This is a genomic window from Novosphingobium sp. (assembly GCF_040079535.1).
Classification (GTDB): domain Bacteria; phylum Pseudomonadota; class Alphaproteobacteria; order Sphingomonadales; family Sphingomonadaceae; genus Novosphingobium.
In genome coordinates, this window is sequence record NZ_JBEBKB010000023.1 from 25,362 (window position 1) to 37,621 (window position 12,260).

Here is a 12,260-nt window from a genome sequence, read left to right on the forward strand (position 1 = left end):
CGGTGCGCGCCACCCCCGATTTCGATTTTGCCCTGCCCGAAAGCGCGATGATGATCCGCGAAGCAGCGGGCCGCTTTGCGGATGAAAAAATTGCCCCGCTGGCCGCCCGCGCAGACGCCGAAGACTGGTTTCCGCGTGACGAATTGTGGCAGGCGATGGGCGATCTTGGCCTGCACGGGATCACCGTGGAGGAAGAATGGGGCGGGCTGGGTCTAGGCTATCTCGATCATGTCATCGCGGTGGAAGAAGTCAGCCGGGCCAGTGCCTCAATCGGGCTTTCCTATGGCGCGCACAGCAACCTGTGCGTCAACCAGATCCGCCGCTGGGGTAATGAGGAGCAAAAGGCGAAATATCTGCCGGGACTTGTCAGCGGCGCGCATGTTGGCAGCCTGGCCATGTCCGAAGTTGGCGCCGGATCAGACGTGGTTTCGATGAAGCTCAAGGCCGATGCTGCGCAGGGCGGATACTTGCTAAACGGAACCAAATTCTGGATCACCAACGCCACCCATGCCGATACGCTGGTGGTCTATGCCAAGTCCGCGCCCGAAGCCGGATCGCGCGGGATTACCGCATTCCTGATCGAAAAGGGGGACGAAGGCTTCTCCATCGGCCAGAAGATCGACAAGATGGGCATGCGCGGCAGCCCCACGGCCGAGCTGGTATTCAACGATTGCTTCATCCCCGAAGACCGCATCATGGGCCCGCTGCACGGCGGCGTGGGCGTGCTCATGTCGGGCCTCGATTACGAGCGCGTTGTCCTCGCCGGGCTGCAACTTGGCATCATGCAGGCCTGCCTCGATACGGTCATCCCTTACCTTCGCGAACGAAAGCAATTCGGCAAACCGATCGGCGCGTTCCAGCTGATGCAGGCCAAAGTGGCCGACATGTACGTCGCGCTGCAATCGGCCCGGGCCTATACCTATGCCGTGGCGAAAAACTGCGATGCCGGCCAGACCACCCGCTTCGATGCAGCGGGCGCGATCCTGCTGGCGAGCGAAAACGCTTTCCGCGTTTCGTGCGAAGCGGTGCAAGCGCTGGGCGGCGCCGGTTACACCAAAGACTGGCCGGTGGAACGCTATCTGCGCGATGCCAAATTGCTCGATATCGGCGCGGGGACCAATGAGATCAGGCGGATGCTGATCGGGCGCGAACTGATCGGGGCTGGGACTTAGAACGATGCCAATAGTTGAGGGAGAAGAGCAAAGGCGCTCCAAGCCATTGGTCCGAGCGCGCTCCGATGCGATCAAGCAGTTCGTTTGCAAGAACCTTATTGCCGTGATCGAGGACCCGTCTGACATCAAAAACATCGGCACTGTCATTCGCAACGTCAACGCACTGGGCGTCGAGAAAGTCTATGTCGTTGATCCGCGAAAAGCCCTGCCGGACGATTGGCAAGAGATGCGCGAAAGGCCTTCGCTGTCGAAGACCTCAGTTTCTGCTGTGAAATGGAGCTTTGTGAAGCGATTTGACAGCACGGACGACTGCTTTGACCATCTGGAAGGAAATAACTTTCATTCTTTCGTTACCTCTCCGCACGTCAAAGGGCGGGTCAATCTAATCCTCCACGAAGGCGATTATACCGAACACGCAAAACTTGCGGTTTGGTTCGGCAATGAAAAGCGCGGTATCAGCGAGCGCGCAATCGAGCGCAGCGATGCCTGTGTTGCGATCCCGATGTTCGGAATGATTGAAAGTTTCAATTTGGGCACATCGTCTGGAATCGTTCTCTACGAGATCACGAAGCAGCGGCGAGAGTATCAAAGCAAATATCGCAAGCGGGACAAGCGTGGACTAAGGGCGGAGCCTTTGCCGACAGTGATGGATCGTGAAGGAGCCGACAATTGACCGCCCCCGTCCTCCCTACCACCCTCAACCCCGATGATCCGCAGGCGCAGGCCCGCGCTGCGCACAACCGTGCGCTGGCGCAGGAGCTGCGCGCCAAGGTGGCGCAGGCGGCGCTGGGCGGGAACGCGAAGTCGCGCGAACGCCACACGTTGCGCGGCAAGCTCTTGCCAAGAGAACGAGTTGAGCGCCTGCTCGATCCCGGCTCGCCTTTGCTTGAGATCGGGCAGCTCGCCGCCTGTGACATGTATGAGGGCGAGATTCCCGGTGCCGGGATCATCACCGCTATCGGCCGGGTCTCGGGCCGGATGTGCATGATCGTTGCCAACGATGCCACGGTCAAAGGTGGCACGTATTATCCGATGACGGTCAAGAAGCACCTGCGCGCGCAGGAAATTGCCGAGGCGAACCATCTGCCCTGCATCTATCTGGTCGATAGCGGCGGGGCCAACCTGCCGCACCAGAGCGAGGTCTTCCCCGACCGCGATCACTTCGGGCGAATTTTCTACAACCAGGCGCAGATGAGCGCCAAGGGCATCCCCCAGATCGCTTGCGTGATGGGCAGCTGCACCGCCGGCGGGGCCTATGTGCCCGCGATGAGTGACGAGTCTGTGATCGTGCGCGAACAGGGCACGATCTTTCTGGCCGGGCCGCCTTTGGTAAAAGCCGCGACCGGCGAGGAAATCAGTGCCGAGGATCTGGGCGGCGGCGATCTGCATGCGCGCAAGTCTGGCGTGGTCGATCATCTGGCCGAGAATGACGAGCACGCGCTGACGATCGTTCGCGATATCATCAGCCACCTTGGCCCGGTCCACCAGCACGGCCTTCCGCTGAAGGAACCCCGCGCGCCGAAGTACGATGCCGAAGAACTCTACGCCGTGGTCCCCGATGATGTCCGCGCACCTTATGATGTCCATGAAGTGATCGCCCGGCTGGTCGATGGCAGCGAGTTTCACGAATTCAAGGCGCTTTACGGCTCCACGCTGGTCTGCGGGTTCGCGCATATCTGGGGGATGCCGGTGGCGATCCTGGCCAACAACGGGGTGCTGTTTTCCGAAAGCGCGGTCAAAGGTGCGCACTTCATAGAGCTGGCCTGCCAGCGCAAAATCCCGCTGTTGTTCCTGCAGAACATCTCCGGCTTCATGGTCGGCGGCAAGTATGAGGCCGAAGGCATCGCCAAGCACGGCGCCAAGCTGGTCACCGCCGTCGCCACCGCATCTGTGCCCAAGCTGACCGTGCTGATCGGCGGTTCGTTCGGCGCGGGCAATTACGGCATGTGCGGGCGGGCCTATTCCCCGCGCTTCCTGTTCACCTGGCCCAATGCCCGGATTTCGGTGATGGGGGGGGAACAGGCGGCCTCTGTGCTGGCCACCGTCCACCGCGATGCGGAAAGCTGGACGCCGGAGCAGGCCGAAGCCTTCAAAGCCCCGATCCGTGCGACCTACGAAGCCGAAGGCAACCCCTACCACGCCACCGCGCGGCTGTGGGACGATGGGGTGATCGATCCGGCGCAGACCCGCGATGTGCTGGGGCTGGCGCTGGCGGCGGCGCTGGAGGCTCCGATACCGGAGCGGCCGGCGTTTGGGGTGTTCCGGATGTGAGAATCGCAAAATCCTTCATTCTTGCGGTTTTGCTCGCCTGCTCCGTCACGGCATATGCTGGAGTTGATCGGTATCGTTCGGCCCGATCAGCAATTTCAAAGTATTTCAACGCGAAGTCGGGAGGCGGCTGGACAGCTTACAACAACGCCGTTTGGAAGGAGCATCAAAACAAGCATTTCAGGTTTGATGATCCAGCCAGATATGACGCCTGGACATTCAATGATTTGCATGTCTGGTCGAATGGAAATCAATTTGCCGCATCGGTAAACACCACCGAGTTCCGCTATCACCCTGAGGGTGGAGGTGATCGGGACCGAGATATTTGTGTTCACCAAATGAATGGCGAAAGGCGTAGTGGGACTTGGAAGTTGACGACAATTCGACGCATTTCTTGCACACACCTCACAAAGTGACCGGGACAGCCGAATGATCCAATCCCTCCTCATCGCCAACCGCGGCGAAATCGCCTGCCGGATCATCCGCACGGCGCGCAGCATGGGCATTCGCACCGTCGCGGTCTATTCCGATGCCGATGCCAAGGCTCTGCATGTGCGCTCAGCGGACGAGGCGGTGCATATCGGCCCCTCGCCTGCGCGCGAAAGCTATCTGGTGGGGGCGAAGATCATCGCCGCGGCCAAGGCCAGCGGCGCGGAGGCGGTGCATCCGGGTTACGGCTTCCTGTCCGAAAACGCCGAATTTGCGCAAGCCGTGATCGATGCGGGGCTGGTCTGGGTCGGGCCCAAGCCTGCCTCGATCACCGCAATGGGGCTAAAGGATGCGGCCAAGACGCTGATGCTGGCGGCTGGGGTGCCCTGCACGCCGGGCTATCTGGGTGAGAACCAGGATCCCGCACATCTGGCGCAGGAAGCGGCGAAAATCGGCTATCCGGTGCTGATCAAGGCGGTGGCCGGCGGCGGCGGCAAGGGGATGCGGCTGGTTGAAGCACCCGCCGATTTCGCCGACGCCCTGGCCTCATGCCAGCGCGAGGCCAGCGCCTCGTTCGGCAATGCGCATGTGCTGATCGAGAAATACGTGCTCTCCCCCCGCCACATCGAAGTGCAGGTGTTCGGCGATAGCCACGGCAATGTGGTCCACCTGTTCGAGCGCGATTGCAGCCTTCAGCGCCGCCACCAGAAAGTGATCGAGGAAGCCCCCGCCCCCGGCATGGACGAAGTCACCCGCGAGGCCGTCTGCGCCGCCGCCGTCCGCGCGGCCAAGGCAGTGGACTATGAAGGCGCGGGCACGATCGAATTTATTGCGGATGCCAGCGACGGCCTGCGCGCCGACCGGATCTGGTTCATGGAAATGAACACCCGCCTGCAGGTGGAACACCCGGTGACCGAGGAAATCACCGGGGTCGATCTGGTCGAATGGCAGCTGCGCGTTGCCAGCGGCGAGCCGCTGCCGCTCCGCCAAGAGGAGCTCAGCATCAACGGCTGGGCAATGGAAGCGCGACTTTATGCCGAGGATCCTGCGAAGGGGTTTTTGCCGAGTACGGGGCGCCTTAGTGAACTTTTGCTTGGAAGAAACCGCCACACAAGGCCCGTTCGCATTGAAACTGGCGTTAGCCAAGGCGATGAAGTCAGCCCTTATTACGACCCAATGATTGCGAAGCTGATCGTTCACCGCGAAACCCGAATCGCCGCTTTGGAAGCGCTTGAGGCGGTCACAAGCAACGTCACCGTCTGGCCCGTAAAATCCAATGCTGGATTCCTCACGAGGGTTTTTTCGCACTCGCTTTTTCGCAGCGGTAACGTTGACACCGGCCTAATTGGACGTGAACTCGACGCGCTGGCGGGCGATGGCGAGCCCACACAGCAAGTGTTGAACGCTGCTGCTGATTATGCGGCTTTTGTTTCGGCGTGGGATGGCAACGAGCAGGAATTCAACCATGCCAACAAACCGACATCTCCTTGGCAACTCGCCGACGGCTTCAGACCGAACCGAGAACCAGCGAAGACGGTTTGGCTTTCGATAGGAACAAGAACCTTCACTGCCGAACGCTCCGAAGAACCAGGTCCCTTCACCCGATACACCGTAAATGGCCTGGTGGTTTCGGATCGGGGTGAAACATTCGTTTTCGGTCGCCCGGTCTCGTCCACCGGCCACTCCGCCCACGATGGCGACATCCTCTCGCCCATGCCGGGCAAGATCATCGCGGTTGAGGTTAGCGAAGGTCAGGCGGTGACCAAGGGGCAAAAGCTGCTGACGCTGGAAGCGATGAAGATGGAACACACCCTGACCGCGCCGTTCGATGGCGTAGTGGCACAGCTTTCCGCCGTGCCCGGTGGGCAGGTGCAGGTCGAGGCTTTGCTGGCACGGATTGAGGCGGCGGAATAGCGCGGGGTCTCGCGGAGCGAGCTCCCCCTACCTCAAACTCCGTTTATCCTGAGCTTGTCGAAGGACTGCCTTTTTATTCTGGCGGCAGCGCGTGCGGCACGAAGGACCAGAACAGTCCTTCGACAAGCTCAGGATGGGCGGGCTTTTTGTTGGTCGGTCTGCGAGGTTACTTCGGATTGACCAGAAACACCACATAGCCCCGGAACAGCGGATCGCTTTTTAGCGCCGGTACCTCGCGCCATTCCCCGCCCTCAACCAGCGCCACCTTGTGCGGCACCGGCACGCGGGCGAGCTTGGCGAGGTAGGCCTCATAACCCGGAATCGTCTCGCGACCCTGATAGCTTTGCACCACCACTTCATCGACCACGCCGCGCAGCAGCCCCAAGGCGGCAGGATCAGCATTGGCGCTCCAGTCCATCAGGCCGGTGATTGAGAGCTTCTGTCCGGCGGGAAGTTTCGCTTTCAAGGCTTTGAGAAAGGCCGCATAATCACCAAGTCCCTTGGCTGAGCTATCGAAATCAATCTGAAGTCCCACGATCCGGCTGCCCCCGGCTTGCCACTTCGCCAGTTCGCGCAGCACCACCTGCATTACGCCTTCATCCCAATCGATCCGCTGGGTGCGGACCACTAGCCAAACCTCAGCCTTTGCCGCACGCGGTATGCCGCGCAGTGAAACAAAGTCGCCCTGCCGCCGCACTTCTCCGGCCAGCAGATACAGCACCTTCGCGCGCGCCAGCAGTGCCGGCGGCTTCACCCCGGCCCACAAAAAGAACGCGTCATAATCCGCCGGATCAACCCGCGCCGCTGCTGGGCCGCTACAGGCTGCAACCAAAGCCAGCAGGGCCTGGCCCGCGCGCCTCACCAGAAATAGCGCAACTTCTTGGCCCATTGGCTTGAGGGATAATCACGCTTCAGCTGATCGTACCAGGCCTTGCGCTGGCCCTGGGCCACATCCTTACCGCCGCAGGTATTGGTCTTTGCCGGGGCATAGCACATCACCGCGCGGTACAGCGCATAGGCCTTATCTGGCCCAGCTGCCCTGGGATCGGCGATCACGCTGGCGTAAATTGCACTGCGCGGGCTGGGCTTGCCGGGGAACAGGCCCGCCACCCCGCCCAGTTCATCAGGCTTGTTCAGGCCATCAAGCCCGCCCAAATCATCAAATCCATTGAGCCGCCAGAAATCCCCCAGGCACAGCCGCGCGCCAACCGCGTTTGGATTGGCCGCCAGCGTTCGTGCGGTCTGATCCAGCGCAGGGCAATTGTAGCCATCAGCCCACTTGCCCTTGGTGAACAGGCCTACCGGAATACCTTCCTGATCGGGCAGGAAATACATGTAGCCATCTGTATTGGCCCCCGGACGGACCAGTTTGCGATCTTCGGCAAAGGCCTTGTAATCGCCCCGGCTAAGCCCCTTCAACAACAGCACAAAAGCCGCCAGATCGCGCTCATACTGGCCGCGAGTGGAATCGCTGGCAGCGGTTCGCAGCATCGCCGGGCTGGCCGAATGGATGATCAGTTCGCGCCGGATCATGCTTTCCTGGATGGGCGAACCCTGGGCGAAAACGGCAGCCAGCTTGCCGCTGCGTTCCCAGCTCATCGCCAGGCCCAATTCGGCGGTGGGACGCTGCCACAAGCCCTTGGCCCCGCCCAACAGTTCAAGCCAGAAACCCTCTTCGTTGCGGTCTTTCAGCGCGGCCAGCGCTTGCCCACGCAGCACCTGGCGGCTGAAGGCAAGGTTTGAATAGCTGGGCTTTTTCGCGTCATCGGGCACTAACGACAGCACCCGGCGCGGGTTCTTGCCGATGTAAAGAGCATGGGTGGCCTCCAGGAACGAGAACAGCTCTGGCTGAGCAGCAAACACCGGCTTTTGCGCCTCAAGCTGCGCGGCGGTGAGGGTCGGCTCACGCCAGATATCGCCGCCTTCGTCCAGTTCGGTGCGCATCGCGTAAAGATCTTGCACCGCCAGCATGGTTGGCGCCTGCGGCTTTGCCCCTTCAGCCAGCGGGTTGAACAGCCATTTGTTGTCGATCTCAAAGGCCAGATCACCGCCGGCGGCATGGCCCAGATCGGCGGTTTCGATCAGGTATTCGTACTGCTTGGCGAGCCCGGCATAATCACCTGCAAGCCACAGCCCGCGCCGCACCAACCCTTGCGCAGAGGCGGAATAGCGCCCGGTTGGCCAGGCATTCAGATAGGCCCCGTTAGCGGCCAGACCGCGCTTCACCGCACTGAGATCAACCTTGGCAGCTTCGAAATCGCCATATTCGCCAATCGCAGCGGATTGCGATGCAGCATATTCGGTGCGGATCAGCATATAGGCGGCGGTTTCCCTGACCCACGGATCGCCCGCTTTGGCCAGTGCAGCAAAGCCATCGCGCGCGGCGGGAAAATCATCGGCATAGAAAGCATCGCTGGCCTGGGCATAGCGCAAAAATTCCTGCCCCGGCTTGCTGGCCATCACCGGCCACAACTTGATCCGGGCCGGCCTGGTTTCATCGCCGCCATTGCCGGCACAAACTACTTCGGCCGATGCCCGCGCTGCAGCTATTGCGTTTCGCTCTGCTAGAGGAAGCGCGCCATTGGCTTGCATTGCAGCGTCCAACCCGGCGCTGCCGCGCTCATAACTGCCGCAGCGCGTGCCCTCGTATTGGCTGGAGCTTGCGGCTTCGGTGGTCGGCCCATCACCATCCTTGGTGTTGCGGCCACCAAAATAGGCGGCACGCTGAACATAAGGATCCAGAAAGACAGAGCCATAGCCGGCCGTGCCATAGCTGGGCTTGGGATAGCGATCACCTAGCGGCAGTTTGTGCGGTTTATCTGCGATCAGGAAGTTCAGGTTGGTTCTGGTATCGTTGCCCGGTGCCAGAAATCCGCGGTCTTCACAGCCGCGTCCTCCGCCAAACAGCTTCCATCTGGGATAGCAGCTGCTGTCTGCGCAGGCAAAAGCAGCGGCCGAAGTGCCGATCAGGCCAAGTGCCATCAGTGCCTTGTAACCCATTACCTTCATTCCGGCCTCCATCCGCGTGTAAGGCTGCAATGAATCCCGCGTTTGGGCTTTGTGCGCAAGCAAAAAGGGGGCCGCCGCAGCAGCCCCCTTCGTGTGATTTTGCGCGTAAAACGCGGGCTAGATCAATCGTCGCCCTTAAGGAACGCCGGAACGTGATCAGGCGCCGGGCCATCATCACGGCCCCGGTCGGTTCTGGGGCCGCGATCGCCGCCACCATCGCGGCCACGGTCGGTTCTGGGACCACGATCGCCACCTTCACGGCGCGGGCCGCGATCACGGTCACCGCCGCGTCCGCCGCCACCGCCACCAGGGCGACGATCACCACGATCACCACGATCGCTGCGCGGTTCACGCGGTTCGCGCGGCGGACGGGTATCTTCCAGTTCAGCGCCGGTTTCCTGATCGACCACCCGCATCGACAGGCGAACCTTGCCGCGCGGATCGATCTCAAGCACCTTGACCTTTACGGCCATGCCTTCGGAAACCACGTCACCGGGGCGTTCGACCCGCTCGTTCTTCATTTCGGAAACGTGGACCAGACCGTCCTTGCCGCCCATGAAGTTCACGAACGCACCGAAATCAACAATCGTGACAACCTTGCCGTCATAGACCTTGCCGACTTCAGCTTCCTCGACAATGCCCAGGATCCAGTTCTTGGCAGCTTCGATCTGCGACAGGTCCGAAGACGAGATCTTGATCAGGCCTTCATCATCGATATCAACCTTGGCGCCGGTTTCGGCGACGATTTCACGGATCACCTTGCCGCCGGTGCCGATCACTTCACGGATCTTCGATTTGTCGATCTGCAAGGTTTCGATGCGCGGAGCGTGGGCCGAAAGCTCGGTCCGGGCAGAGCCCAGCGCCTTCTGCATTTCACCCAGGATATGCGCGCGGCCGGCCTTGGCCTGGTTCAGTGCAGCGGCAAAGATCTCGCGGGTGATCCCGGCGATCTTGATGTCCATCTGCATCGTGGTGATGCCTTCAGACGTGCCGGCAACCTTGAAATCCATATCGCCCAGGTGATCTTCATCACCCAGAATATCGGACAGAACCGAGAATTCATCGCCTTCAAGGATCAGGCCCATCGCGATGCCCGAAACCGGGCGCTTGATCGGCACACCGGCATCCATCATCGACAATGCGCCGCCGCAAACGGTGGCCATTGAGGATGAACCGTTGCTTTCGGTAATGTCCGAAACAACGCGGATCGTATAAGGGAATTCTTCCTTGCTGGGCAAAACCGCCTGCAGCGCGCGCCATGCCAGCTTGCCGTGGCCGGTATCGCGGCGCGAAGGCGCCCCGAAGCGGCCCACTTCGCCAACCGAATAGGGCGGGAAGTTATAGTGCAGCATGAAGTTCGAATACGACAGGCCTTCAAGGCCATCGATCATCTGTTCGCTGTCCTTGGTGCCCAAGGTGGTGGTGCAGATCGACTGCGTTTCACCGCGGGTGAACAATGCCGAACCGTGGGTGCGCGGCAGGAAACCAACCATGGCTTCGATGGCACGAACCTGATCGACCTTGCGGCCATCAATCCGGGTGCCGTCCTTGAGGATTGCACCGCGCACGATATCGCCTTCGACCTTCTTGACCGATTTCATCGCGGCCATCTGGGTCTGCGCATCTTCACCGGCGAATGCTTCCTTGGCCTTGGCGCGGGCAGTATTGAGCGCATTTGAGCGGGCCGATTTGTCAGACAGCTTGTAAGCTGCGGCAATGTCCTTGCCGATCAGTTTCTTGAGCTGATCCTTGATCGCGGTGTTGTCGGTTACGGCAACGTCCCAGGGATCCTTGGCAGCCTTTTCAGCCAGATCGATGATCAGATTGACCACCTTCTTGCATTCATCGTGTGCGAACAGAACGGCGCCCAGCATGATCTCTTCGTCAAGCTCGCGGGCCTGCGATTCGACCATCATCACGGCATTGCCGGTAGCGGCAACAACCAGATCGAGATCGCCAGCGGCGGCCACGTCCTGGCGCGGGTTGAGGGTATATTCGCCGTCAACATAACCAACGCGTGCAGCGCCGATCGGGCCCATGAACGGCACGCCTGAAATGGTCAGCGCGGCCGAAGCGGCAATCATCGCCAGCACATCGGGTTCGATCTCACCGTCATAGCTCATTACATGGCAAATGACGTTGATTTCGTTATAGAAACCTTCGGGGAACAGCGGGCGAACCGGACGATCGATCAGGCGCGAAACCAGCGTTTCCTTTTCGGTCGCGCCGCGTTCACGCTTGAAGAAGCCGCCCGGGATACGCCCGGCAGCGAAGAACTTTTCCTGATAGTGAACGGTCAGCGGGAAGAAATCCTGACCTTCCTTGACGCTCTTGGCGGCCGTGACGGCGCAGAGCACAACAGTTTCGCCATAAGTGGCAAGGACCGCGCCGTCTGCCTGACGGGCAATGCGGCCGGTTTCCAGAGTGAGGGTCTTTCCGCCCCACTCCATCGATACGGTTTTAACGTCGAACATTTCAATTCCTTCAGCCCGCAGGCCCTATTGCCCAAATTGCTATCGCGCGGGTTTGCTGCCGGGGTCTACCGTCCCGGTCCGGTGCGGGGCCTTGTCTGCCCCAAAGGCCCTTCACCGAAATGCGAAGGAAAACCTTGATATTTGGTCGGATCGGCAAAAACGGAACACAATTCCCAGTTTTCGCGCGATACTCCCGGATGCAAGAAGCGGCCCGCAAGGGGCCGCTCCGTTTTGGTTATTTCCGAAGACCAAGCTTGGCAATCAACGCGTTGTAACGATCAACGTCCTTGCGCTTCAGATAGGCCAGCAGCGTGCGACGCTTGTTGACCATGGTCAGCAGGCCCCGGCGCGAGTGGTTATCCTTGTGGTGGTCCTTGAAGTGGCCCTGCAGCGTGTTGATACGGCTGGTCAGGATCGCCACCTGGACTTCCGGCGAACCGGTATCACCCGATGCGCGCGCGTTATCCGCGATGATTTCAGCTTTCTTTTCGGCAGAAACCGACATGCTTTATACTCCGCGACATCATGAAAGGTTGAACCCCCGGACCACGCAAGCGTTGCCGCCTGAAAGCTGAACGAGAGCGCGAGGAACCAGTCCTTCGCGCGCCAGGTACAGCCCATCGCCCTGGGGCAACCCGGTTAGAACGCGGCCCTGCTGGACCGCCCTTGCCTGTTCCGGGTTGAGAGGTAGAGCCGGGATGTCGTCCAGCCCTGCCTCAAACGGCAAGAGTATCTGCTCAAGCGCCGCGCCCTTACCCAGTTCGTTCAATTTGTCCAGCGAAATCGCCTGCGAAAGGGTGAACGGTCCGGCCTTGGTCCGGCGCAGCATGGTTACATGGCCGACCGTGCCAAGCGCGAGCGCGATATCGCGGGCGAGGCTGCGGATGTAGGTGCCTTTGGAGACGTGGGCTTCGAATGTCACGTGGTCGCAAACCCCACCCTCGTCATTCCCGCGCAGGCGGGGACCTAGGGCGGTGTTGGGCGACTCTGGGTC

At 60.7% G+C, this 12,260-nt stretch carries 8 protein-coding genes and 1 pseudogene; 4 read left to right on the forward strand and 5 right to left on the reverse strand.

Going from position 1 to position 12,260, the window contains the following annotated elements; all coding sequences use genetic code 11:
• The first annotated feature begins 2 nt into the window (after positions 1-2).
• The 4 genes from ABL914_RS08955 to ABL914_RS08970 all read left to right on the forward strand — a co-directional run bounded on the left by ABL914_RS08955 (position 3) and on the right by ABL914_RS08970 (position 5,783).
• Positions 3-1,172 (forward strand): acyl-CoA dehydrogenase family protein, encoded by a 1,170-nt coding sequence (locus ABL914_RS08955; protein ID WP_391562839.1) that lies wholly within the window; start codon positions 3-5, stop codon positions 1,170-1,172.
• 4 nt (positions 1,173-1,176) lie between these two features.
• Entirely contained in the window at positions 1,177-1,845 is a 669-nt protein-coding gene (locus ABL914_RS08960) for a TrmH family RNA methyltransferase (protein ID WP_391562840.1), read from the forward strand.
• Complete coding sequence (locus ABL914_RS08965; RefSeq protein WP_391562841.1) at positions 1,842-3,443, forward strand: carboxyl transferase domain-containing protein; 1,602 nt, start codon at positions 1,842-1,844, stop codon at positions 3,441-3,443. Before ABL914_RS08960 ends, ABL914_RS08965 begins: the two co-directional genes overlap by 4 nt.
• Before the next feature lie 426 nt (positions 3,444-3,869).
• A complete protein-coding gene (locus ABL914_RS08970; protein ID WP_391562842.1) occupies positions 3,870-5,783 on the forward strand; it encodes an acetyl/propionyl/methylcrotonyl-CoA carboxylase subunit alpha in 1,914 nt (637 codons plus the stop codon).
• A gap of 166 nt (positions 5,784-5,949) precedes the next feature.
• On the opposite strand, the gene ABL914_RS08975 is transcribed toward ABL914_RS08970, so the two are convergent.
• The 5 genes and pseudogenes from ABL914_RS08975 to ABL914_RS08995 form a co-directional block, all read right to left on the reverse strand.
• Entirely contained in the window at positions 5,950-6,672 is a 723-nt protein-coding gene (locus ABL914_RS08975) for a DUF3142 domain-containing protein (RefSeq protein WP_391562843.1), read from the reverse strand.
• The gene (locus tag ABL914_RS08980) at positions 6,642-8,792 is read right to left on the reverse strand and encodes a hypothetical protein (RefSeq protein WP_391562844.1); all 2,151 of its coding nucleotides are present in this window, start codon (positions 8,790-8,792) and stop codon (positions 6,642-6,644) included. The genes ABL914_RS08975 and ABL914_RS08980 overlap by 31 nt, the downstream gene beginning before the upstream one ends.
• Before the next feature lie 122 nt (positions 8,793-8,914).
• Entirely contained in the window at positions 8,915-11,266 is a 2,352-nt protein-coding gene (gene pnp / locus ABL914_RS08985; protein ID WP_391562845.1) for a polyribonucleotide nucleotidyltransferase, read from the reverse strand.
• Positions 11,267-11,501: 235 nt separating this feature from the next.
• On the reverse strand, positions 11,502-11,771 hold the full coding sequence (rpsO, locus tag ABL914_RS08990; RefSeq protein ID WP_391562846.1) for a 30S ribosomal protein S15: 270 nt from the start codon (positions 11,769-11,771) through the stop codon (positions 11,502-11,504).
• Positions 11,772-11,779: 8 nt separating this feature from the next.
• Positions 11,780-12,260: pseudogene (locus ABL914_RS08995) on the reverse strand (hypothetical protein); the annotation flags it as partial.